Genomic DNA, 21,777 nt, shown 5'->3' with positions numbered 1-21,777 from the left:
AATCAACACCCCATCGCAAAATAATTTAAAAATATCTGGTCGGGTCCTCTACACCGGCAGCTTTGAAGCCGTCGGCGCGCAGGCGGCAGCTGTCGCATTTACCACAGGCGCGGCCTTCATCGTCGGCCTGATAGCAAGAAACGGTAAGGCTGTAGTCAACCCCGCGGGCCATGCCGGCCTGGACGATCTGCGCCTTGCTCAGGTTCTGCAGCGGCGCCTGGATACGGAAGCCCTGCCCTTCGACACCGGCCTTGGTCGCCAGGTTAGCCATGCGCTCGAAAGCCTCGACGAACTCCGGACGGCAATCCGGGTAACCGGAATAGTCCACGGCATTGACGCCGATGAAGATATCGCGGGCCTCCAGCACTTCTGCCCAGCCCAGGGCCAGGGACAGGAACACGGTGTTGCGCGCCGGCACGTAGGTGACCGGGATGCCTTCACTCGGTGCTTCGGGCACATCGATGCTGCTGTCGGTCAGGGCCGAGCCACCGATGCCGTCCAGGCTCAAGCCGATGACCTTGTGCTCGACCACGCCCAGGTCGCGGGCTACCCGCGCTGCGGCGTTCAGCTCAGCGCGATGGCGCTGGCCGTAGTCGAAGCTCATGGTGTAGCAACTGTAGCCTTCAGCCTTGGCCATGGCGACCACGGTGGCCGAGTCCAGACCACCGGAAAGCAGAATTACCGCACGTTTCTCAGTCATTGCATCGCTCCTGTCAGCGTCCCGGCTCGTCGTTCCATAGCAGCTTGTGCAGCTGCATCTGGAAGCGAACCGGCAAATTATCGGCCACGATCCAGTCGGCCAGGTCAGTTGCGCTCACCTGATGGTGGCTTGGCGAGAACAGCACTTCGCCGGCACGTTTTTCCAGGCCGTACTGAATGAGCTTGGACACCGCCCAGTCATAGTCTTCACGAGAGCAGATGACGAACTTGACCTGATCGTTGCGGGTCAGCAGTTCGATGTTCTCGTAACGGTTGCGGTGCACTTCTTCCGAGCCTGGGGTCTTGAGGTCGACGACGCGGCTGACCCGGGTATCGACCCTGGAAATATCCAGGGCACCACTGGTCTCCAGCGAAACGTCGTAACCGGCGTCACACAGTTGCTTGAGCAAAGGGATAGCGTTGGGCTGGGCCAGCGGTTCGCCACCGGTTACGCAGACATAACGCGGCTTGAAGCCAGCGACCTGTTCGAGGATCGAATCAAGGGTGCGGATACTGCCGCCGCTGAACGCGTACTCGCTGTCGCAGTACTGGCAACGCAGCGGGCAGCCGGTGAGGCGAACGAATACCGTGGGCAGCCCAGCGGTACGCGTTTCACCCTGCAAAGAGTAAAAAACTTCGGTGATACGTAATGTGTCTTGCATAGTCGCCACGGGCGTAACAGCTAAACAGGCTGTCCGCCTCCGTCAGGCACCACTGAGAACTCGACATCGCGTAGTTCGCAGCAGCGTGTTTCATAAAAGGGCAGTGATTCTAACGAAAAAACCCGCGACTAGCGCGGGTTTCTTTTAAAGCGACCGACTCAGAGCTTCTGCAAGTCGCGCTGGGCCAGTTGTGCAGCCGAGGTCCCCGGGTACTGGGTGACCACCTGCTGGAGAATGCCCTTGACCCGGTCGGTGTGACCCAGGCGGCGCTCAACATCGGCCAGCTTGTACAGCGAATCGGGCACCTTGTTGTGCTTGGGATACAGCTGGCTGACCTTGGCGAAGGCTTGCCCTGCGGCTTGCAGGTCACCCTTGGCCAGGTTCACTTCACCGAGCCAGTACTGCGCGTTGCCGGCGTACTGGCTGTTCGGGTACTTGCGCAGGAAGGCGTTGAACGCCTGGCTGGCCTTGTCGAAATCCTTGGCTTTGATCAGGTCGAAAGCAGCATCGTAGTAGAGCTTTTCTTTCGCCGGATCGCCAGGTTCGCTACTGGCTGCTGGCTGGCCGGTGGCAGCACCAGCGGCAGCGCCTGCAGCGGCACCGGCGGCTTCGCCACCGGTGGAGGAATTATCAGGAGTGGCGGCAGGTGCAACACCGCTTCCAATACGCCGATCCAGGTCCTGGTAACGCTCCAGGCTCTCCTGTTTCATGCGTGACACATCATTTTGCAGCTCTTCAATGATGCCTTGTTGACGCGCGATCTGCTCCTGCATTTGCTGCAGTTGCATGAACAGCTGGCCCTGTGCCGAGGCAGGGGCCGTAACCCCTCCCCCGGCATAGGCGCCGTTCGTACCATAACCCGCAGGCGGATAGCTGCTTGCGCCGCTATAGCCTGCGTTGTCATCAACAACAGGAACCTCAGCCCAGGCCATGAGAGGCAGGGTGAGAGCCAGGACGGTTACAGCACGACGGCACGTTCGCATATCGAATTACTTACGCAGTTCGACGCGACGGTTCTGAGCCCAGGACTGCTCGTCGTTACCGGTAGCAACTGGACGCTCTTCGCCGTAGGAAACCAGTTCCAGCTGGGCAGGAGAAACGCCTTGCAGTACCAGGTAGCGTTGAACGGCTTTCGCACGACGCTCGCCCAGAGCCATGTTGTATTCGCGAGTACCACGCTCGTCGGTGTTACCTTCCAGCACGACGCGAGCGCCGTTGCCTTTCAGGTCCTTGGCATGAACGTCCAGAGCGCGCATGGCTTCTGGCTTCAGGTCCGAGCTGTCGTATTCGAAGTAGAAGGTGGTGATTGCGCGCAGAGCAGCTTCTTCGCTCAGGCTGCCGTCAACAGCGCCAGTGTTGGCACCGTAGCCAGCGTTAGGATCGACTTGGCCTTGACCTGCGTCGTCACCGCCTTTCGAGGAGCAACCTACAGCTACGGCCATGGCCAGAGCCAGCGCAGCAAACTTACCAAACTTCAGCATTTCCATCGTGAAACTCCTAATGAACCCCAGTGTGTTAAGTAAAACGTAAAGCGCCGCGTCAGTTCAGGTAAGGGGACCAGGACGGTTCTCTGACTTCGCCTTGAGCGGTAGGAAGCGGGAGCCTCACGCGTCCGTTGAGAGAGACGAGCATCAAGACTCCCCGGCCCTGCTGGCGGGTGGCGTAGATTAGCATGGTGCCGTTGGGCGCAACAGTGGGTGACTCATCAAGACTTGTTTCCGAGAGAATCTTTACACTGCCGCGTTGCAAATCTTGTGCAGCCACTTTGAAGTTGGTGAAACCTTGTTGGCGATGAATCATCACCAGGGTCTTTTCATCCGCCGACAGTTTAGGGTTGGCGTTGTAGTTACCCACGAAAGTTACCCGCTCTGCACCACCACCGGAAACATTGGTTTTGTAGATCTGTGGTTTACCACCGCGGTCGGAGGTGAAGTAGATGGTCGAGCCATCTTTACCCCAGAACGGTTCGGTGTTGATACCAGGACCTGCAGTCACGCGCGACAGTTGGCGCGAACCCATGTTCATCACATAGATGTCCGGGTTGCCGTCCTTGGACAGCACGAACGCCAGGCGCGAACCATCCGGAGACCAGGCTGGCGCACCATTGAGGCCTTCGAAGTTGGTGATCTGCTCACGGCGACCGGTGTCGATGTGCTGAACGAAGATGCGCGGACGCTTCTGCTCGAACGACACATAGGCAATACGCTTGCCATCCGGGGCAAAGCGCGGCGACAGGATCGGCTCACGCGATTGCAGCAGGGTTACTGCCCGCGCACCGTCGTAGTCGGAACGCTGCAGGGTGTAACGGGTGTTGTTGGTCGAGAAGCGCTCGGCAGTCACGTACAGCATGCGGGTAGAGAACGCACCCTTGATGCCGGTGAGCTTTTCGAACGACTGGTCGGCGATGTAGTGCGACATGTCGCGAAGTTGGTCGACACTGCCCGAGACGCTGCCGGTCAACACTTGCTGCTCGGTGGCGACGTTGAACAGCGCGTACTGCACCTGCAGGCGACCGCCCGCAGGGACGATGCTGCCAACCATGATGTACTGGGCGCCCAGGGCTTTCCAGTCACGGAAGATCACTTCGCTGGCCTGGCTCGGCTGGCTGATCATGTTCTGCCGCGGGATCGGCGAGTAATAACCGGAGTTGCGCAGGTCATTACCAATGATGTCAGCCATGTCTTCAGGCAGCACGCTACCGCCCTGCAGACCGAACGGCACGACGGCGATCGGCGTCGCGCGATCGCTGCCGCTGGTGACCAGGATGTTCTTTTCATCTGCTACGGCCAACCCTGCTGCACAGCAGAGAACGACCAGCAGTCCTCGAAGAAGGTTAATCACAAGGCTAGATCCTCAGGTGTGAATGTCATCTTGAATGAACGATAGGGATTGAATTCGCTCGGTTTCAAGCCCTGCATCTCGGTTAAACGACCAATGTTCTTGACCGCTGCCACAGCCGAGCTGTCAAACGGACCGTCACCACTGGAGCGGGCTACGCTCACCGAGGTAATGGTGCCATCGGGCAACATGCCGATCTGCAGGACCACCGTCATGTTCTTGCGCGCAGAAGGCGGACGTGCCCAGCCCTCGGCCGCACGTGCACGAATCAGGTCGTCGAAATCGCCGGCTACCTGATCACCCTGCTCGTCAGCCAGGGCTTGCTGCCGTTCGGTGGTGTCGGACAGAAGCTCGGCCAGGGCCTGGGCTTTCTTGTCTTCCGCCGCCTTGCGGGCTGCATCCTGTGCCTTCTTCTTGGCTGCATCAGCTGCAGCTTTCTTCTTGGCGTCTTCGGCGGCTTTTTTCTTCGCCTCTTCAGCCGTTGCTTTTTTCTTCGCGTCCTCGGCCGCCTTCTTCTTGGCGTCCTCGGCTGCTTTTTTCTTGGCTTCTTCAGCCGCCTGCTTCTTGGCCTCTTCGTCAGCCTTTTTCTTGGCTTCCTCTTCGGCCTTCTTCTTGGCGATGTCAGCCTGTTGCTTCTCGGTGGCCTTCTTCGCCTCTTCGGCTTTCTTGGCTTCGGCGGTTTTCTTCGCTTCCTCGGCCTTCTCGGCCTGCTCGGCTTTCTTCGCTTCGGCTTCGGCTCGCGCCTCTTCGGCCTTTTGAGCAGCTTCTTCTTTCTTTTGTTCCGCAGCCTTCACTGCCTGCTGCTCGACCTTCTTCTGTTCCATCTGCTCTTCTTCGGTTTGACGCGAAGCAGTCTTCTTGGCTTCACCGGCAATCTTCTGATTGGTCTGGGTGGTCGCCTGACTCTTGGATTTCAGCTGGTACAGGGTTGCCTGGACAATAGGCTTGGCCGGCGGCAGTTCCGGGGTCATGGCAAAACTGACGAACAGCATGCCGAACACCAGAACGTGCAGCGCAATGGCCCAGACACTGGGCCAGAAATAGCTTTCCGAGGCGGATGGCTCTCGCTGTTGCATCAGGGCGCCTCGGTAATCAGGCCAACGTTACCGACACCTGCCTTCTGCAACCCGCCCATGGCACCCATGACCGCGCCATAGTCGACGGACTTGTCACCACGGATGAAGACCTGGGTCTGCTTGCCCTGGTCACGGCCGGCGCTGATGATCTTGGTCACGGCGTCGGTCATTTGCGGCAAGGTCATGGCCTTGTCCATCTGCTTGTCAGTGTCGACCTCGCTGCCAAGGTTCCAGAAGTAGGTCTTGTCAGCCTTGATCGAAATGGTCAGGACCTGGGTGTTGTTGTCCTGCGGCAAGGCTTCACTGGAAACCTTGGGCAAGTCGACCTTCACGCCCTGGTTGAGCATGGGTGCGGTCACCATGAAAATCACCAGCAGTACCAGCATCACGTCGATGTATGGCACCACGTTCATTTCGGCGACCGGCTTGCGTTTGTGGCGAACTCGGGCCATGGGCTTTTACCTGATCACTCTTCGCTGGTGTGCACTTTACGGTGCAGGATGGCCTGGAACTCGTCGGCGAACGTGTAGTAACGGCCGATCAAGACTTCACTGCGGGCAGCGAAACGGTTGTAGGCAATAACCGCAGGGATCGCGGCGAACAGGCCGATCGCGGTGGCGATCAGGGCTTCGGCGATACCCGGGGCCACGGTGGCCAGGGTCGCTTGCTGCGCCGAGGCCAGGCCGCGGAAGGAGTTCATGATGCCCCAGACGGTACCGAACAGGCCGATGTACGGGCTGGTGGAACCAACGGTGGCGAGGAACGGCAGGCTCTGCTCGAGCTTCTCTTCTTCACGGGAGATGGCGACGCGCATGGCCCGGCCAACGCCCTCCATGACCGCATCAGGGTCGACGCCCGGCTGCTGGCGCAGACGCGAGAATTCCTTGAAGCCGGCGCGGAACACCTGTTCTACGCCCGAATCCGGGTCCGGGTTGCTGCCAGCCTGACGGTACAGCTTGGACAGGTCGATGCCCGACCAGAAGCGCTCTTCAAAGCTGTCCAGCGCACGACGACCGGCGCGCAGCATGGTGCTGCGCTGAAAAATCATGATCCATGACGTTACCGATGCGGCAACCAGAATCAGCATGACCAGCTGTACCACGATGCTGGCATTGCTGACCAGGCTCCACATGGAGGTATGGTCGACGACGTTAGCTTCCACGCTTAATCTCCTGCATTTGAATGAGTACCCGGATCGCCCGCCTCGGCAAAGGCCGCGCGCAGCGCTGGGGGAATGGCCCGGGGTTTGAAAGTATCGGCGCGCACACAGGCCACCAGGAACTGCCCTTCGCAGAGCAGCGTTGCATCTTTTTCGCGCCATACCTGCTGCACGAAGCTCAAGCTGGCGCGGTTCAATTCAAGCACTTGCGCGGTGACCCGCAATTCGTCGTCCAGCCGCGCTGGCGCGTGATAGCGCGCCTCGCTGGAATGGACCACGAACAACAGGTTTTCCTGCGCCATTGCCGACTGGGCAAAGCCCAGGGCACGCAACCGCTCGGTGCGGGCACGTTCCATGAATTTCAGGTAATTGACGTAATACACCACGCCGCCGGCATCGGTATCTTCGTAATAGACACGACAACGATGTGCGAACGGCTCTAGCTCAATTTGCGCGCGCATACTCTAGTGCTAACTCCTCAGCTTGCCAATCCGCCCCGGCAACTGTTTTTCATCGATTATGTCGTATTGCCAGCGTGACTGAGCCATGCCCGCGGATAGGACCACAGAAACGCTGGATAAATCTGTCACTCATCGGCCTGGGCGGAAAAACCCTCACCGGTGATCGATTCCCCCATCCGATTGGGAATATTCAGACCGAAATGCAGGTACGCGTGCCGGGTCACCACCCTGCCCCGTGGCGTGCGCATGATGTAGCCCTGCTGGATCAGGTAGGGCTCGAGCACGTCCTCGATGGTGTGACGCTCTTCGCTGATGGCCGCAGCCAGGCTGTCGACCCCCACCGGACCACCGTCGAACTTCTCGATCATGGTCAGCAGCAAGCGCCGGTCCTGGTGATCGAACCCGCGCTCGTCGACATCCAGCAGGTTCAGCGCCATGTCGGCAACCGGTTTGGTGATATGGCCCTTGCCGCGCACTTCGGCGTAGTCGCGCACCCGCCGCAGCAGGCGGTTGGCGATCCGTGGCGTACCGCGGGCCCGGCGGGCGATCTCGAAGGCGCCTTCGTCCTCGATGGGCAAGCCAAGAATGCCACCGGAACGGCTGACGATGGTCGCCAGGTCCTCGGTGTTGTAGAACTCCAGGCGCTGGACGATGCCGAAGCGGTCACGCAGCGGGTTGGTCAGCATGCCGGCACGGGTGGTGGCACCGACCAGGGTGAACGGAGGCAAATCGAGCTTGATCGAGCGCGCCGCCGGCCCTTCGCCGATCATGATGTCGAGCTGGAAGTCTTCCATGGCCGGGTACAGCACTTCTTCGACGATGGGCGACAGGCGATGGATTTCGTCGATGAACAGCACGTCATGGGGTTCGAGGTTGGTCAGCAAGGCAGCCAGGTCACCCGGGCGTTCGAGGATCGGCCCCGAAGTGCTCTTGATCGACACGCCCATCTCCTGGGCAATGATATTGGCCAGGGTGGTCTTGCCCAGCCCCGGCGGGCCGAAGATCAGCGTGTGGTCGAGGGATTCGTTGCGCCCGCGGGCGGCCTGGATGAACAAGGCCATCTGTTCGCGCACCACCGGCTGGCCGATGTATTCGGCCAGGCGCAATGGACGGATCGCCCGGTCCTGGACCTCTTCTCGGTCGCGCCCGGTGGCGGCTATCAGTCGATCGGCTTCAATCACTTAGATCATTCCCTTAAGGCTGCGACGGATCAGCTCTTCACTGCTCAGGCCCTTGGCATCCACGGCGGCCACCGCCTTGCTGGCTTCCTGGGGCTTATAGCCCAGGGAAATCAGCGCGCTGACGGCATCGGCCTCGGCGCTGGAGACGCTGGCAATCGGCAGTGGACCATTGGGCACAAGGGCAAACATGGCCGGTGAGGTTTCCCAGGCCTTGAAGCGATCCTTGAGTTCAACCAGCAGGCGCTCGGCGGTCTTTTTACCGACCCCGGGCACCTTGACCAGGGCCGAGGCATCCTGGGCCTGGACACAGCGTACCAGTTCGTCGACATCCAGGCCCGACATCAATGCCAGGGCCAGCTTGGGCCCCACGCCGTTGAGGCGGATCAGCTCGCGAAACAGCTCGCGTTCGCGCTTTTCATGAAAGCCATACAGCAGATGAGCGTCCTCGCGCACCACCAGGTGGGTGTGCAAGGTCACCACTTCGCCAACCTTGGGCAAGCGGTACAGGGTGGTCATCGGCACTTCGAGCTCGTAGCCCAGGCCGTTGACGTCGACAATCAGGTGCGGCGGCTGTTTTTCAGCCAGGGTGCCGCGCAAACGTCCAATCACGTTCCGATCCTTCCTCATGGGCACCGGCAAGCGACCGGTCAACCCTAACAGCAAATGCAATGGCCGAAGGCATTGCCCGGGCAAAATTTGTTTCAGCGGATGATGCTATCAGAGCCGCAAGCGCCCGCTGCGACTACGCGCCGTGCCCAGGCCATGGGGCACCAGGCTTGAGCGGGTGTGGGCATGGCACAAGGCGATGGCCAGGGCGTCGGAAGCGTCAATCTGCGGCTTCTGGGTCAGCTTGAGCAGGTGCATGACCATCATCTGCACCTGCTCCTTATTGGCCCCACCGGTGCCGGCAACTGCCTGCTTGACCTGGGTGGCGCTGTACTCGGCAATCTCCAGGCCTTCTTCGATGGCGGCGACAATAGCCGCGCCGCGCGCCTGACCGAGCTTGAGCGCCGAATCGGCGTTGCGCGCCATGAACACCCGCTCGATGCCCATGGTAACCGGGCCGTGCTGGCGAATGATCTCGCGCACCCCGCGAAACACGATCTGCAGACGCTCCGGCAGCTCGCCCGCGCCAGTACGGATGCATCCGGAAGCCACATACTCGCAGCCACGACCGCTATGGCGCACCACGCCATAACCGGTGATGCGCGAGCCGGGGTCGATGCCAAGAATCAGAGTCATACGTCTTTGCGCCATAGTAAAAACAGAAGCCGGACCGGCTCGCAGGTGCAATGCAACTGCAGGCAGATCCGGCCTCGGGCCGGCAGGAGCGGGCTTGCCCCGCGATTGCGCACTACCGCCCAATCGCATCGAGAGGCAAGCTCGCTCCCACCTGAATGAACAACTTGAGACTAGCCGAGCTGTTCCATGACTTCGTCAGGAATCTCGGCGTTGGAGTAGACGTTCTGCACGTCGTCCAGGTCTTCAAGCATGTCGATCAGCTTGAGCACCTTCTGCGCGCCGTCCAGGTCAAGTTCGGCACTGGTGGTCGGCTGCATGACGATTTCCGCGTCCGCTGCCTTGAAACCGGCCTCTTCCAGGGCATTGCGCACGGCATAGAAGCTGTTGAACGAGGTGAAGACCTCGAACGAGCCATCTTCGTTGCTGACCACGTCGTCGGCATCGGCCTCCATCGCCGCTTCCATCAGCGCGTCTTCGTCGACACCGGCGGCAAAGCTGATCTGGCCCTTGCGCTCGAACAGATAGGCCACCGAGCCGTCAGTCCCCAGGTTGCCACCGCACTTGCTGAACGCATGGCGCACAGCCGCTGCGGTCCGGTTGCGGTTGTCGGTCATGGCTTCGACCATCACCGCCACGCCACCCGGGCCGTAACCTTCGTAGCTGAGCTCTTCGACGTTGTCGGCTTCGGCCGTGCCAGCACCGCGTGCAACCGCCCGGTCGATGATGTCGCGGCTCATGTTCGCCCCCAGCGCCTTGTCCAGGGCCAGGCGCAAGCGCGGGTTGGAGGCTGGATCGCCGCCGCCCTGCTTGGCGGCAACGGTCAGCTCACGAATCCACTTGGTGAAGATCTTGCCTCGCTTGGCATCCTGGCGCTCTTTGCGGTGCTTGATGTTTGCCCACTTGGAATGACCAGCCATAACGCACTCCGAATCCTTTGTAACAATGCCACGCCCCGGCCGCGCTCATGCCCGACCGAGACCTTGAAATTCATGCGCCTTAACGCAAAGGCGCATCCATATGGATGCGCCCGGGGTCTGCTTACTCAGCCTTGGGCTGTTCGCGCAGACGGATATGCAACTCACGCAGGGCCTTGGCATCGACCAGGCCAGGGGCCTGGGTCATGACGCACGCAGCGCTCTGGGTTTTCGGGAAGGCAATGACTTCGCGAATCGACTGGGCGCCAGTCATCAGCATCACCAGACGGTCCAGACCGAAGGCCAGGCCGCCATGCGGCGGTGCGCCGAACTTCAGGGCGTCGAGCAGGAAGCCGAATTTCTCTTCCTGTTCAGCCGCTTCGATACCCAGCAGACGGAAGACCGCCTGTTGCATTTCTTTGCGGTGGATACGGATCGAACCACCACCCAGCTCGGTACCGTTGAGCACCATGTCGTAAGCACGCGACAGCGCGGTGGCCGGGTTGGCCTCCAGCTCTTCGGGGCTGCATTTTGGCGCGGTGAACGGGTGGTGCAGCGCAGTGAAGCTGCCGTCGTCGTTCTCTTCGAACATCGGGAAGTCGACAACCCACATCGGTGCCCACTCGCAGGTGTGCAGGTTGAAATCGTTACCGACCTTGATCCGCAGGGCGCCCAGCGCCTCGCTGACGATCTTGGCCTTGTCGGCGCCGAAGAACACGATATCGCCGTCGACCGCGCCAACGCGATCGAGGATCACGTTGAGGTTGGCCTCAGGGATGTTCTTGACGATCGGCGACTGCAGGCCTTCAACGCCCTTGGCGCGCTCGTTGACCTTGATGTAGGCCAGGCCCTTGGCACCGTAGATGCCGACGAACTTGGTGTAGTCGTCGATGCGGCTGCGCGGCATGCTCGCGCCACCTGGCACGCGCAGGGCGGCAACACGGCTCTTCGGATCGTTGGCCGGGCCGCTGAACACCTTGAATTCGACTTCCTTGAGCTGATCGGCAACGTCAACCAGTTCCAGCGGGTTACGCAGGTCCGGCTTGTCGGAACCGTAGCGGCGCATGGCTTCTTCGAAGGTCATGTGTGGGAATTCGCCGAACTCCAGGTCCAGGACTTCCTTGAACAGCTTGCGGATCATGCTTTCGGTCAGGCCCATGATCTCGGACTCATCGAGGAAGCTGGTCTCGATGTCGATCTGGGTGAATTCCGGCTGACGGTCGGCGCGCAGGTCTTCGTCGCGGAAGCACTTGGCGATCTGATAGTAGCGGTCGAAACCGGCAACCATCAGCAACTGCTTGAACAGCTGCGGCGATTGCGGCAGGGCGAAGAAGCTGCCTGCGTGGGTACGGCTCGGCACCAGGTAGTCACGCGCGCCTTCAGGGGTGGCACGGGTGAGGATCGGCGTTTCGACGTCGAGGAAGCCGTTTTCATCAAGGAAGCGGCGGATGCTGGTGGTGATGCGCGATCGCAGGCGCAGCTTCTCGGCCATTTCCGGGCGACGCAAGTCGATGAAGCGATAGCGCAGGCGGGTTTCTTCACCAACATCGGAGTATTCGTTGAGCGGGAACGGCGGGGTTTCCGCTTCGTTCAGGACGGTCAGCTCGTAACCCAGCACTTCGATGGCGCCGGACGCCATGTTGGCGTTGACCGCGCCAGCCGGACGCGGACGCACCTTGCCGGTGATCTGTACCACGTACTCGCTGCGCACGCGATCGGCGGCGGCGAAGCTTTCTGCGCGATCCGGGTCGAAGACGACCTGGGCCATGCCTTCGCGATCACGGATATCGAGGAAAATCACCCCGCCGTGGTCGCGGCGACGATGGACCCATCCGCAAAGGGTAATTTCCTGACCTTCCAGGCTCTCGTTCAGTTGGCCGCAATAATGGCTGCGCATCATGATGGTGGTTTCGCTTCTCGTCATTCGTATGTTCAGTGGAGGCCTTGATGCCCCAAAGGGCTAATAGTGCAAGACCCTGCCGGTGCAATCAACTCAGTCGGCCTTGTCGCCGCCTGCCAGGTTCTTTTTCGCACCGGTCTTGAAGTCGGTTTCGTACCAGCCCGTACCGCCCAGACGGAACCCCGGGGCCGAGATCAGCTTTTTCAATGCGGGCTGCTCACACGCCGGGCAATCGGTCAGCGGCGCGGCGCTGAGCTTCTGGAGGACTTCCAACTGATGATTGCAGGAAGCACATTGATAGTCGTACATGGGCATAGGCGTGTCTCGTTAACCACAGCGCGGGCTGGTTCAGGCAGTAAAGCGCGGGATTATATATGGTTAAGGAGTGCTGTGCAGCCCGGCAACCGACTAGCGTGCCACCTTTGCCCCCAGCAGATAGACCACGCAGACCACGCGGATCAGCCCGCTGAAATTTTTCACCCCGCCATGGCGCAGGTGCACTTCGCGGTCAACGTACGACAGCACCGCGTTGACCGAGCATTTGTTCGCCTCGGCAATGCGCTCGAGGATGGTCCAGTAAATCTCCTCAAGGCGCAGACAGGTGGCAAAACCGTTCAGCCGTACCGAACGCGATAACGGCTGGGCCAGGCCCATGTTGAAATTTGCCTCGAAAGGATCGATGCCATCCTTGTGCGGCACGCTGGCTGCGCGCCCCGTGCGATTCATCCATGCCGACATAGTCGTACCACGCCACTGTTTAACAGGGAAACAAACCCGGACGTTTGGCACGCACGGGAACTTGCCCTTAATAAAGCGCCGTGACTCGCGCCGGCACCAGCAGACGCAGTTATTCTGAATGTAGGAATTCTCGGCGCTGGACCCGGTACTTGAAAACACCGGAAAGTGCTTCCGTGCCAACTAAAATGCCCGAACCTCATATAGAAGCTCGGGCATTCAAACAACGCGCGTTAAATCAGCCGGTCACTTGCCTTCAAGTAGCGAACGCAGCATCCAGGCAGTTTTTTCATGCACCTGCATGCGCTGGGTAAGCAGGTCGGCGGTCGGCTCGTCGCTGACCTTGTCGAGCAGCGGGAAAATGCTGCGCGCCGTACGGGTGACCGCCTCCTGGCCTTCGACCAGCTGCTTGATCATCTCATCGGCGGCGGGCACGCCCTCCTCTTCTTTAATAGAGGAAAGCCGCGCATAGATGGAATACGCTCCCGGCGCCGGGAAGCCCAGGGCGCGAATACGCTCGGCAATCGAATCGACCGCCAGGGCCAGTTCGTTGTACTGCTCCTCGAACATCAGGTGCAAGGTACGGAACGCCGGGCCTGTGACGTTCCAGTGAAAGTTGTGGGTCTTCAGATAAAGAACATAAGTATCCGATAACAGACGCGACAAACCATCCACGATGGACTTGCGATCTTCTTCACTGATACCGATATCGATAGCCATGCAGTTCCCCTTTCCTTGGCGCTTGCTGATCAAGCGGCTACAAACCACTGTACCAAGAGTTTTCACCGGCTGCAGCCTCGTGCCTGCGACACAGGGCTGCAGCCCACGCGACACACGGTTGGCCGCTGATTTGAGAACCCCGGGGCTTTGCTGTTAAATAGGCAGCGTGCCGCCCGCGCCGATTGTCATTACGCGGGCGCATAGGCTGACCCATTTCACGTTTTTGCGCTTTTTTACCCGTGCGCGCCGTGAAGTCAGCTCTTCCTGTGATCCGCCTTATCAATGTGAGCCAACCAACATGTTCAAGATCGTCCACCTGTTGACGGGCGTTGCAGCCTTGCTGCTGTCCTTCATACCCAGCCTCAGAACCGAAGCCATTCCCTTCCTGCAGCAACCGGAGGCGATTTTCCTCGCGCTCTTCGGCCTGCTCAACCTGGTCATCGCTCCCGTGCTCCCGCAGCACTATCGGGGCGCCCGCCAGCAACTGCAACGCGCCGCCAGTGTTTTGCTGGTTGTTGCCGTGATCCTGCAGACCGTGACCCTGCTGGCCCGTCCCGAGCTCGGTAACCTGCCGGCCCTGGCCTGCGCCCTGCTGGCCACCGTCCTGCACCTGATTGCCGGCTTTGCCAAAAGCGCTGCAAACCGTAGCCAGAACACCCAGTACGACATGTCCAATCGTGATACCGGTACGGTGAAGTGGTTCAACACCTCCAAGGGTTTCGGCTTTATCTCCCGCGATTCGGGCGATGACATCTTCGTCCACTTTCGCGCCATTCGTGGCGAAGGCCACCGGGTTCTGGTCGAAGGCCAGCGTGTCGAGTTCTCGGTAATGAACCGCGACAAGGGCCTGCAGGCCGAGGATGTGATCGCCGCCCCACGGCGCTGATCGGCTGAAACAAAAAACCGCGACGGCATCACTGCCCATCGCGGTTTTTTTACGCCCCGAAATCAGTAATGCGGCGGCGGTGCTTCTTCTTCGCTGGCTTCGTACTGACCGACCATCTCTTCGTAGCGCTTTAGTAGCGCGGCCATCTGCAGCTGCAGACGCTCAACAACGCGCTGCTGCTCGACCAGCACATCGTTCAAGGCCAGCAAGGTATCGTCCTGAAAGGCCAACCGGCTTTCCAACTCGGTCACTCGCGCTTCAAGGGTCATGATTCAAGCCTCCATGAACTGAAAGTCGTCAACCAATATCTCGGCAAGACGCAAACGGACATCCGCCAACTGTTGCGGCGAATATTCAATCGCAGGTTTATTGCCCCATACTGGCGCCGGCCAGGCCGGATCAGTGCGACGACGAACAATGACGTGCATATGTAGCTGGCTAACTACATTGCCCAGGGTCGCCACATTCATTTTATCCGCAGCAAAGCTGTCCTTGAGCAGTTGAGCCAAGGCTGTAGTTTCTTTCCAGAGCTGCTGCTGATCACTGTCATCAAGTTGAAACAATTCGCTGATATCCGCACGGCGCGGGACCAGGATAAACCAGGGATAGTTGGCATCCTTGCTCAACAACAGACGACAAAGAGGAAAGTCACCCAGGCACAAGGTGTCTTGTTGAAGGCGTTGATCCAGAACAAACACAGCGAAATCTCCTACAACCGCACAGAACCTCGCCCACGCAACCACCGTGAGCCACAGCCAGCAGGATACTCCTCCTCAGCCTCAAGGGCATTGGTTGCTGCCCTATAAAATGAAGAGATGCACCACTTTGCCCCCGCGCCTCGCCGCGAAAGGTCCTTGGGCGAGCAGGTGTTACGCCGCCCGAACGGTGAAACGCTACTTTTCGCACCAAAATGAAGCCGTCCGTCCGCTCTGTGCCCACCGAACATCCACAAACTACTCAGCTTTAGCCTTCAGCGGTAACGCTTTGACTTTACGGGCAACTTTTATACTTATTCCAGCGGGATCGCTGACGGCTAACCAAAGGTTCTTTGACCCCCGGTTTATCGGCACCAAACCGCCCTTGAGCGCAGAAAAGTGAAAATTTCGTGAACCCTGTTCGATTTTGTGCACGCTTGTTGCATTGTCATCCGCCACAGTCGGCACGCCACCTGCATTGATGCGGTGAGCGGCGACAAATAACAACAGCCGCATGGGGTAACCAGGGAGTTTCGGGGGCAGGGGCTAGATTATTTTTACCTATCCTTAATCCACTTGAAACAGCGCTGGAGTTGTACGGCCCGCGAAAACCCGGGGCGTGATTTGCGACAAGGACATAACTGTTAGCGACATGACCGTAAAGTTACCGAAAGGTTCTCAACGCCCATATCGCCAACGATGGTCAGCGTGATATACATTTTCGCCGACACAAAAAGAAAGAGCCGCGCTGTATAAAAAAACCAAACAGCGACGGCAGTACTCTTCCTAAAAACCAAAGGAGCAAATCACGATGCGCGTGATGAAGTGGAGCATAATCGCCCTGGCTGTTGCAGCCGGCACCTCGCAATTGGCAGTGGCCTCTTCTCAGGATGAGTCCAAGGGTTTTGTTGAAGACAGCAAGCTGAACGTCAAACTTCGCAACCTCTATTTCAGCCGCGACTTCCGTAACCGTGAAAACAATCCGCTGGGCAAGACCAAAAGCTATGCCCGCGAATGGGGTCAGGGTTTCATCGGCACCTTCGAGTCCGGTTTTACCCAAGGCACCGTAGGCGTAGGCGTTGACGCCATCGGCCTGCTGGGCCTCAAGCTGGACGGCGGTAAAGGCACCTCTGGCACCGGCTTGTTCCCAACCGGCTCCGACGGTCGTTCGCAAGACGACTATTCCAAGGGCGGTGGCGCGGTCAAGTTCCGCATTTCCGACACAGTCCTGAAAGTGGGTGACCAATTCACCGCATTGCCAGTCTTCGCCACTGACGACAGCCGCCTGCTGCCTGAGATGGCCCAAGGCACCCTGATCACCAGCAACGAAATCAAGGGCCTGACCCTGCACGCTGGCCACTTCACCAGCCTCACCGGGCAAGAACAGACCAACCGCGACAGCCTGCACCTGACCCAGGCCGACGTGGTCGGCGGCACTTATGCCTTTACCGACTCCCTGAGCACCAGCCTCTACTACTCCAAGGTCGAAGACTACTGGCGCAAATATTACGCCAACGTCAACTGGGCGCTGCCGATCAGCGACGATCAGGGCCTGGTGTTCGACTTCAACATCTATGACACCAAGAGCGACGGCACGACCAACTATGCCGCCTACGATGGCGACAAACTTGATAACCGTGCGTACAGCCTGTCGGGCGCCTACAACATTGGCGCGCACACCTTCACCCTGGCCTACCAGAAAGTCAGCGGTGACGGCGACTACGGCTACGGCGTTGACGGTGGCGGCACCATCTTCCTGGCCAACTCCATCGCCCGTTCCGACTTCAACGCTGAAGACGAGAAGTCCTGGCAAGCTCGCTACGACCTGAACATGGCCACCTTCGGCGTACCAGGCCTGAGCTTCATGACCCGTTATGTCAAAGGTACCGGCGCCAATGTTGCCTCCACCGACAACGGCAAGGAATGGGAACGCGACATCGAGGCCAAGTACGTCCTGCAGGAAGGCCCGGCCAAAGACCTGAGCTTCCGCATTCGTCAAGCGACTTATCGCTCCAGCGATGGCGTTTACTACGGTTCGGACTCCATCGACGAACTGCGTCTGATCGTCGAGTACCCGCTGAGCATCCTGTAAGCCTCGGGCTTTCAGTATTCCCAGTACGAAAGAGCCCGGCACTGCCGGGCTTTTTCTTGTCTGAATTCGGGCTGACAACGCCTTCGTGCTCCGGCATCCTGTACGCCACCGAATCGCCCCCGTACAATGCGGGGTCATTTAAAGTCTTAAGCAACCGACAACGGCCTACCATGCGCACCAGTCAATATTTGCTCGCTACCCAGAAAGAAACCCCTTCCGACGCGGTCGTCATCAGCCACCAGCTGATGCTGCGTGCCGGCATGATCCGCAAGCTCGCATCCGGCCTGTATACCTGGCTGCCGATGGGCCTGCGGGTAATGCGCAAGGTCGAAGCCGTGGTCCGCGAGGAAATGAACGCCGCTGGCGCCCTTGAAGTGCTGATGCCGGCCATCCAGCCTGCCGAGCTGTGGCAGGAGTCCGGCCGCTGGGAACAGTACGGCCCCGAGCTGCTGCGCCTCAAGGACCGTCACGGTCGCGAGTTCTGCGTGGGCCCGACCCACGAAGAGGTCATCACCGACCTGGCCCGTAACGAGCTCAACAGCTATAAACAGCTGCCGCTGAACATGTACCAGATCCAGACCAAGTTCCGTGACGAGATCCGTCCGCGCTTCGGCCTGATGCGTGGTCGCGAGTTCATCATGAAGGACGCCTACTCCTTCCATGCCGATCCGGCTTCCCTGCAGGAAACCTACGATCGCATGCACCTGGCCTACAGCAACATCTTTACCCGCCTGGGCCTGGACTTCCGCCCGGTGCAGGCCGACACCGGCTCGATCGGTGGCAGCTACTCCCACGAATTCCACGTGCTGGCCGAGTCCGGTGAAGACGATGTGATCTTCAGCGACAGCTCCGACTACGCCGCCAACATCGAGAAGGCCGAGGCCATCCCGCGGGAAACCGCGCGCCTGGCGCCGACCGAAGAGCTGCGCCTGGTCGACACCCCGGACGCCAAGACCATCACCCAACTGGTCGAGAACTATGGCCTGGCGATCGAAAAGACCGTCAAGACCCTGATCGTCCACGCCGCCGAAGAGGGCAAGCTGATTGCCCTGATCGTCCGTGGCGACCACGAACTGAACGAAATCAAGGCCGCCAACCTGCCAGAGGTTGCCAGCCCGCTGGTCATGGCCACCGATGAAGAACTGCGCAACGCCATTGGCGCCGGCGCCGGCTCCCTTGGCCCGCTGAACCTGCCGCTGCCGTGCATCATCGACCGTTCGGTCGCCCTGATGAGCGATTTCGGCATCGGCGCCAACATCGACGACAAGCACTACTTCGGCGTCAACTGGGAGCGCGACCTGCCGGTTCCGCAAGTGGCCGACCTGCGTAACGTCGTTGCAGGCGACCCGAGCCCGGATGGCCAGGGCACCCTGGTGATCAAGCGCGGTATTGAAGTCGGGCACATCTTCCAGCTCGGCACCAAGTACAGCGAAGCCCTCAAGTGCCAGGTCCTGGGCGAGAACGGCAAGCCGGTGACCCTGAGCATGGGTTGCTACGGTATTGGCGTATCGCGCGTAGTTGCCGCGGCCATCGAGCAGAACTACGACGACAACGGCATTATCTGGAGCGATACCCTGGCACCGTTCCAGATCGCCCTGGTACCGCTGCGCTACGAAACCGAGCAGGTTCGCGAAGCCACCGACAAGCTGTATGCCGAACTGACCGCCGCCGGTTTCGAAGTGCTGCTGGATGACCGCGACAAGAAAACCAGCCCGGGGATCAAGTTCGCCGACATGGAACTGATCGGCATTCCACACCGCATCGTGGTCAGCGATCGCGGCCTGGCCGACGGCAACCTGGAATACAAGCACCGCACCGAGCGTGACGCACAGCCGCTGCCAGTGGCCGAGGTGCTGTCGTTCCTGCAAGCCCGCATTCGTCGCTAAGCCAACGCAAGAGTAATCATGTTCAAGCGAAGTACCATCAACCTGGGGGGCGCCGCACTGTGCGGCGCCCTGTTCCTCAGCGGTTGCGCCAACCAGATGTCACAGCGCAGCGAACATGAGGAACGCATCGAGCGCAAGCTGCTCGAACACAGCCTGCAGATCGATGCCGGGGACCCCAAGGTACTCGAGCTGCCGCAACGGCGTGTGCGCATCCACGAACAGAAGAACTTCGAAGTCACCGAGTTTGAAGTCACCCGTCGTTATGATCGCTACACGCCTTACCAGCCCTGGCGCGAAGTCTATGAGATTCCGCTGGGCGCGGTGGCGGTGGTGGCCGGTGTCGGCGCCAACGTGGTCAACGTCTTTGCCCTGGGCAACTTGCCCGACAGCGTTACCCACGACTGGTTGAGCTATGGCTTCGACGGCCTCAACCCGTTCATGAACGCCCAGTCCAACGGCCGTGCCCAGCAGAACCTGGCGGGCATCACCGAAGTGCAAAAGGACAAGCGCCAGGAATACACCAGTGTGCCCTGGAGCGAGCGGCCGGTATCGGTCAAGGCCGGCAAGATGGACCATGAGCTGACCACCGACCGAAATGGCGTGCTGCACCTGAACCTGCTCGACAGCCCGTTCAGCGAGCAGAACCTGACCCACATCGGCACCCTGCATCTGCAGGTAGTCGATGAAGACAACAACGTGCGTGGCGATGCCAGCCTGCTGATCAGCGCCAGCCTGCGCGGCAAACTGGTGGAAGCCCACGAACTGATTTTTGACGACCTGGAAGACGATGAAGTCAGCCAGTGGGTGCATCGGGTCAAGCGCCTGTCGGAGCTGGGCCTGGAAGAAGAAGCCAGTGAACTGGAGCAGAGCCTGATCGAGCTGACCCGCAACGATCCGGAGCTGCAACAGGAGTTCCTCAAGTCACTGACCAAGGACGCTGGCCGCCTGGTTGCCGACCCCGGCGCGCACTGACCTTCGCTACACCCGGATAGCGCCAGCCTGCTGGCGCTGCCCTCCTCACTCCTGAGTGAACAGCTCCAGCTGCTCATGGGCACCGCGCAAATCCTGCAAGCGCACGCCGATCCCCAACAGTCTCACCGGCTTGCCACCACGGGCAAAGGCCTGGCTGAGCAATTGCTGATAGCCACCAAGGTCACGCCCCGCCCCCGACTGCTCAAGGGTGGTCTGGCTGAAATCATGGAACTTCACTTTGACGAACGGCTTGCCCGGGCGATAACTGTCATCGATACGTGCCATGCGCCCGGCCAGGGTTTCCATCAGCTCTGGGAGTTTTTCGAGGCAACTGGCCAGGTCCGGTAGATCGGTGTCGTAGGTATTTTCCACGCTGACCGACTGACGACGGCTGTCATTCTGTACCGGACGGTCATCGATGCCCCGCGCCAGCCCCCACAGCCGCTCGCCAAAGCTACCGAACTCACGGGCCAGGGCCAGGCGGCTCCAGTCGCGCAGTTCCAGGCAATTGATAATGCCCAGGCGCCCCATCTTGTCGGCGGTGACCTTGCCTACCCCGTGCAGCTTGCTGACCGGCAAAGCGGCAACGAAGTCTTCGACTTCATTCGGGGTAACCACAAACAGGCCATTGGGCTTGCGCCAGTCACTGGCGATCTTGGCCAGGAACTTGTTCGGCGCGACACCGGCCGACACGGTGATATGCAGCTGTTGGGCAACCCGCCGGCGAATATCTGCAGCAATCCGCGTGGCGCTGCCGGCGAACCAGGAACTGTCCGACACATCCAGGTAAGCCTCATCCAGCGACAGTGGCTCGATCAGATCGGTGTACTCGCGAAAGATCCCGTGAATTTCCCGCGAGGCTTCTTTATAGGCATCCATGCGCGGTTTGACGATCAACAGGTCCGGGCACAGCTTGAGGGCATGACGCGAGGACATCGCCGAGCGCACCCCGAACGCCCGCGCCTCATAGTTGCAGGTAGCGATCACCCCACGCCGCTCCGCCGAGCCGCCCACCGCCAGTGGCCGTCCGACCAGGCGCGGATCGTCGCGCATTTCGATGGCGGCGTAGAAACAATCGCAGTCGATATGGATGATCTTGCGTTGAGACATAGGGAGCGTAAGAACAGGTTTAAAGTGATGTAAGCAGTATCTCACCCGATAGCGCCCCACGCATCACAACTAATTCATTCACCCCCGGATCCCCTGCGAGGCCCGCCCTTGCTGCCCTGCAGCCCTTTTCAGGTGCGCTAAGCGATTGAAGGAGAAAGGATTTCTGTAAACAGGCTATTGACAGCTCCGGGCAAAACTGTAGAATCTCATTCCACAGGCGCGGGATGGAGCAGCCTGGTAGCTCGTCGGGCTCATAACCCGAAGGTCGTCGGTTCAAATCCGGCTCCCGCAACCAGATTCAGGAAAGGCCACTCTCACGAGTGGCCTTTTTCTTTGCCCGGAATAAAGTGCCAGGTAATTTTTTATTGTAAATCAACAATTAAGCGTTGACAGCCAAGCTCAACGCTGTAGAATCCGCCCCACAGACGCGGGATGGAGCAGTCTGGTAGCTCGTCGGGCTCATAACCCGAAGGTCGTCGGTTCAAATCCGGCTCCCGCAACCAAACAACAGAAAAGGCCACTTTGAAAAAAGTGGCCTTTTTTGCATCT

The 21,777-nt window shown here is 59.8% G+C and carries 25 protein-coding genes and 2 tRNA genes; 6 read left to right on the top strand and 21 right to left on the bottom strand.

Annotation, left to right across the window (positions count from 1 at the left end):
- Positions 1-25 precede the first annotated feature (25 nt).
- From queC to LOY45_RS06185, 17 genes are all read right to left on the bottom strand, one after another.
- Entirely contained in the window at positions 26-700 is a 675-nt protein-coding gene (gene queC / locus LOY45_RS06265; protein WP_115088300.1) for a 7-cyano-7-deazaguanine synthase QueC, read from the bottom strand.
- A 13-nt stretch (positions 701-713) separates the two neighbouring features.
- Entirely contained in the window at positions 714-1,361 is a 648-nt protein-coding gene (queE, locus tag LOY45_RS06260; RefSeq protein WP_115088301.1) for a 7-carboxy-7-deazaguanine synthase QueE, read from the bottom strand.
- Between the two features lie 158 nt (positions 1,362-1,519).
- Positions 1,520-2,344, bottom strand: coding sequence for a tol-pal system protein YbgF (gene ybgF, locus LOY45_RS06255; protein ID WP_115088302.1), 825 nt, complete (start codon positions 2,342-2,344; stop codon positions 1,520-1,522).
- Positions 2,345-2,350: 6 nt separating this feature from the next.
- The gene (gene pal / locus LOY45_RS06250; RefSeq protein WP_010223188.1) at positions 2,351-2,848 is read right to left on the bottom strand and encodes a peptidoglycan-associated lipoprotein Pal; all 498 of its coding nucleotides are present in this window, start codon (positions 2,846-2,848) and stop codon (positions 2,351-2,353) included.
- Between the two features lie 52 nt (positions 2,849-2,900).
- Complete coding sequence (gene tolB / locus LOY45_RS06245) at positions 2,901-4,202, bottom strand: Tol-Pal system beta propeller repeat protein TolB (protein ID WP_115088303.1); 1,302 nt, start codon at positions 4,200-4,202, stop codon at positions 2,901-2,903.
- On the bottom strand, positions 4,199-5,275 hold the full coding sequence (tolA, locus tag LOY45_RS06240; protein ID WP_115088304.1) for a cell envelope integrity protein TolA: 1,077 nt from the start codon (positions 5,273-5,275) through the stop codon (positions 4,199-4,201). The genes tolB and tolA overlap by 4 nt, the downstream gene beginning before the upstream one ends.
- On the bottom strand, positions 5,275-5,727 hold the full coding sequence (gene tolR, locus LOY45_RS06235) for a protein TolR (RefSeq protein WP_115088305.1): 453 nt from the start codon (positions 5,725-5,727) through the stop codon (positions 5,275-5,277). The genes tolA and tolR overlap by 1 nt, the downstream gene beginning before the upstream one ends.
- Positions 5,728-5,741: 14 nt before the next feature.
- Complete coding sequence (gene tolQ / locus LOY45_RS06230) at positions 5,742-6,437, bottom strand: protein TolQ (protein WP_010223192.1); 696 nt, start codon at positions 6,435-6,437, stop codon at positions 5,742-5,744.
- A 2-nt stretch (positions 6,438-6,439) separates the two neighbouring features.
- Complete coding sequence (gene ybgC, locus LOY45_RS06225; RefSeq protein ID WP_115088306.1) at positions 6,440-6,895, bottom strand: tol-pal system-associated acyl-CoA thioesterase; 456 nt, start codon at positions 6,893-6,895, stop codon at positions 6,440-6,442.
- A gap of 125 nt (positions 6,896-7,020) precedes the next feature.
- The gene (ruvB, locus tag LOY45_RS06220) at positions 7,021-8,076 is read right to left on the bottom strand and encodes a Holliday junction branch migration DNA helicase RuvB (RefSeq protein WP_115088307.1); all 1,056 of its coding nucleotides are present in this window, start codon (positions 8,074-8,076) and stop codon (positions 7,021-7,023) included.
- Positions 8,077-8,685, bottom strand: coding sequence for a Holliday junction branch migration protein RuvA (gene ruvA / locus LOY45_RS06215; protein ID WP_115088308.1), 609 nt, complete (start codon positions 8,683-8,685; stop codon positions 8,077-8,079).
- 108 nt (positions 8,686-8,793) lie between these two features.
- Positions 8,794-9,318, bottom strand: a complete 525-nt coding sequence (gene ruvC / locus LOY45_RS06210; RefSeq protein WP_045193540.1) for a crossover junction endodeoxyribonuclease RuvC — start codon at positions 9,316-9,318, stop codon at positions 8,794-8,796.
- Positions 9,319-9,488: 170 nt separating this feature from the next.
- Positions 9,489-10,235, bottom strand: coding sequence for a YebC/PmpR family DNA-binding transcriptional regulator (locus LOY45_RS06205; RefSeq protein ID WP_115088309.1), 747 nt, complete (start codon positions 10,233-10,235; stop codon positions 9,489-9,491).
- A 121-nt stretch (positions 10,236-10,356) separates the two neighbouring features.
- Positions 10,357-12,132: an aspartate--tRNA ligase gene (aspS, locus tag LOY45_RS06200; RefSeq protein WP_115088516.1), complete on the bottom strand. Its 1,776-nt coding sequence runs from the start codon at positions 12,130-12,132 to the stop codon at positions 10,357-10,359.
- A 93-nt stretch (positions 12,133-12,225) separates the two neighbouring features.
- A complete protein-coding gene (locus LOY45_RS06195) occupies positions 12,226-12,447 on the bottom strand; it encodes an FmdB family zinc ribbon protein (protein ID WP_045193542.1) in 222 nt (73 codons plus the stop codon).
- A 93-nt stretch (positions 12,448-12,540) separates the two neighbouring features.
- The gene (locus LOY45_RS06190; RefSeq protein ID WP_115088310.1) at positions 12,541-12,870 is read right to left on the bottom strand and encodes a ribbon-helix-helix domain-containing protein; all 330 of its coding nucleotides are present in this window, start codon (positions 12,868-12,870) and stop codon (positions 12,541-12,543) included.
- A 243-nt stretch (positions 12,871-13,113) separates the two neighbouring features.
- Positions 13,114-13,587, bottom strand: coding sequence for a Dps family protein (locus LOY45_RS06185; RefSeq protein WP_115088311.1), 474 nt, complete (start codon positions 13,585-13,587; stop codon positions 13,114-13,116).
- Between the two features lie 298 nt (positions 13,588-13,885).
- Here LOY45_RS06185 and LOY45_RS26860 point away from each other — a divergent pair, with 298 nt between their 5' ends.
- On the top strand, positions 13,886-14,473 hold the full coding sequence (locus LOY45_RS26860; RefSeq protein ID WP_115088312.1) for a cold-shock protein: 588 nt from the start codon (positions 13,886-13,888) through the stop codon (positions 14,471-14,473).
- Positions 14,474-14,535: 62 nt separating this feature from the next.
- Here LOY45_RS26860 and LOY45_RS06175 read toward each other — a convergent pair whose 3' ends face one another.
- The 3 genes from LOY45_RS06175 to LOY45_RS06165 all read right to left on the bottom strand — a co-directional run bounded on the left by LOY45_RS06175 (position 14,536) and on the right by LOY45_RS06165 (position 15,684).
- The gene (locus LOY45_RS06175) at positions 14,536-14,742 is read right to left on the bottom strand and encodes a SlyX family protein (protein WP_038996659.1); all 207 of its coding nucleotides are present in this window, start codon (positions 14,740-14,742) and stop codon (positions 14,536-14,538) included.
- Between the two features lie 3 nt (positions 14,743-14,745).
- Positions 14,746-15,171, bottom strand: a complete 426-nt coding sequence (locus tag LOY45_RS06170; RefSeq protein ID WP_115088314.1) for an HIT family protein — start codon at positions 15,169-15,171, stop codon at positions 14,746-14,748.
- Between the two features lie 255 nt (positions 15,172-15,426).
- On the bottom strand, positions 15,427-15,684 hold the full coding sequence (locus tag LOY45_RS06165) for a hypothetical protein (RefSeq protein ID WP_148708569.1): 258 nt from the start codon (positions 15,682-15,684) through the stop codon (positions 15,427-15,429).
- 295 nt (positions 15,685-15,979) lie between these two features.
- On the opposite strand from LOY45_RS06165, the gene LOY45_RS06160 reads away from it, so the two are divergent.
- The 3 genes from LOY45_RS06160 to LOY45_RS06150 all read left to right on the top strand — a co-directional run bounded on the left by LOY45_RS06160 (position 15,980) and on the right by LOY45_RS06150 (position 20,118).
- On the top strand, positions 15,980-17,260 hold the full coding sequence (locus tag LOY45_RS06160; protein ID WP_115088315.1) for an OprD family porin: 1,281 nt from the start codon (positions 15,980-15,982) through the stop codon (positions 17,258-17,260).
- 170 nt (positions 17,261-17,430) lie between these two features.
- Positions 17,431-19,146 carry a proline--tRNA ligase gene (locus tag LOY45_RS06155; RefSeq protein WP_115088316.1) on the top strand — a complete coding sequence of 572 codons (1,716 nt, stop codon included), beginning with the start codon at positions 17,431-17,433 and terminating at the stop codon, positions 19,144-19,146.
- A gap of 18 nt (positions 19,147-19,164) precedes the next feature.
- A complete protein-coding gene (locus LOY45_RS06150) occupies positions 19,165-20,118 on the top strand; it encodes a hypothetical protein (protein WP_115088317.1) in 954 nt (317 codons plus the stop codon).
- Positions 20,119-20,163: 45 nt separating this feature from the next.
- Here the strand turns inward: LOY45_RS06150 and dinB are convergent, their stop codons facing one another.
- On the bottom strand, positions 20,164-21,228 hold the full coding sequence (gene dinB / locus LOY45_RS06145) for a DNA polymerase IV (RefSeq protein ID WP_115088318.1): 1,065 nt from the start codon (positions 21,226-21,228) through the stop codon (positions 20,164-20,166).
- 218 nt (positions 21,229-21,446) lie between these two features.
- Here dinB and LOY45_RS06140 point away from each other — a divergent pair.
- A tRNA-Met gene (locus LOY45_RS06140) sits at positions 21,447-21,523 on the top strand.
- Positions 21,524-21,654: 131 nt separating this feature from the next.
- Positions 21,655-21,731 (top strand) — tRNA-Met (locus tag LOY45_RS06135).
- Positions 21,732-21,777: the final 46 nt, after the last annotated feature.

Source organism: Pseudomonas wadenswilerensis, from assembly GCF_024749185.1.
GTDB lineage: Bacteria > Pseudomonadota > Gammaproteobacteria > Pseudomonadales > Pseudomonadaceae > Aquipseudomonas > Aquipseudomonas wadenswilerensis.
The sequence above is the reverse complement of the archived record's forward strand: the minus strand, read 5'-3'. Positions and strand labels throughout refer to the sequence as shown.

Excerpts from the sequence above, each read along its gene's own strand:
- pal (WP_010223188.1), bottom strand. The coding sequence starts at position 2,848 with ATGGAAATGCTGAAGTTTGGTAAGTTTGCTGCGCTGGCTCTGGCCATG.
- ybgF (WP_115088302.1), bottom strand. The coding sequence starts at position 2,344 with ATGCGAACGTGCCGTCGTGCTGTAACCGTCCTGGCTCTCACCCTGCCT.
- ybgC (WP_115088306.1), bottom strand. The coding sequence starts at position 6,895 with ATGCGCGCGCAAATTGAGCTAGAGCCGTTCGCACATCGTTGTCGTGTC.
- LOY45_RS06205 (WP_115088309.1), bottom strand. The coding sequence starts at position 10,235 with ATGGCTGGTCATTCCAAGTGGGCAAACATCAAGCACCGCAAAGAGCGC.
- LOY45_RS26860 (WP_115088312.1), top strand. The coding sequence starts at position 13,886 with ATGTTCAAGATCGTCCACCTGTTGACGGGCGTTGCAGCCTTGCTGCTG.
- tolA (WP_115088304.1), bottom strand. The coding sequence starts at position 5,275 with ATGCAACAGCGAGAGCCATCCGCCTCGGAAAGCTATTTCTGGCCCAGT.
- queE (WP_115088301.1), bottom strand. The coding sequence starts at position 1,361 with ATGCAAGACACATTACGTATCACCGAAGTTTTTTACTCTTTGCAGGGT.
- LOY45_RS06195 (WP_045193542.1), bottom strand. The coding sequence starts at position 12,447 with ATGCCCATGTACGACTATCAATGTGCTTCCTGCAATCATCAGTTGGAA.
- LOY45_RS06185 (WP_115088311.1), bottom strand. The coding sequence starts at position 13,587 with ATGGCTATCGATATCGGTATCAGTGAAGAAGATCGCAAGTCCATCGTG.
- LOY45_RS06160 (WP_115088315.1), top strand. The coding sequence starts at position 15,980 with ATGCGCGTGATGAAGTGGAGCATAATCGCCCTGGCTGTTGCAGCCGGC.
- queC (WP_115088300.1), bottom strand. The coding sequence starts at position 700 with ATGACTGAGAAACGTGCGGTAATTCTGCTTTCCGGTGGTCTGGACTCG.
- LOY45_RS06165 (WP_148708569.1), bottom strand. The coding sequence starts at position 15,684 with ATGCGGCTGTTGTTATTTGTCGCCGCTCACCGCATCAATGCAGGTGGC.
- LOY45_RS06190 (WP_115088310.1), bottom strand. The coding sequence starts at position 12,870 with ATGTCGGCATGGATGAATCGCACGGGGCGCGCAGCCAGCGTGCCGCAC.
- aspS (WP_115088516.1), bottom strand. The coding sequence starts at position 12,132 with ATGATGCGCAGCCATTATTGCGGCCAACTGAACGAGAGCCTGGAAGGT.
- LOY45_RS06175 (WP_038996659.1), bottom strand. The coding sequence starts at position 14,742 with ATGACCCTTGAAGCGCGAGTGACCGAGTTGGAAAGCCGGTTGGCCTTT.
- tolR (WP_115088305.1), bottom strand. The coding sequence starts at position 5,727 with ATGGCCCGAGTTCGCCACAAACGCAAGCCGGTCGCCGAAATGAACGTG.
- dinB (WP_115088318.1), bottom strand. The coding sequence starts at position 21,228 with ATGTCTCAACGCAAGATCATCCATATCGACTGCGATTGTTTCTACGCC.
- ruvC (WP_045193540.1), bottom strand. The coding sequence starts at position 9,318 with ATGACTCTGATTCTTGGCATCGACCCCGGCTCGCGCATCACCGGTTAT.
- LOY45_RS06155 (WP_115088316.1), top strand. The coding sequence starts at position 17,431 with ATGCGCACCAGTCAATATTTGCTCGCTACCCAGAAAGAAACCCCTTCC.
- LOY45_RS06150 (WP_115088317.1), top strand. The coding sequence starts at position 19,165 with ATGTTCAAGCGAAGTACCATCAACCTGGGGGGCGCCGCACTGTGCGGC.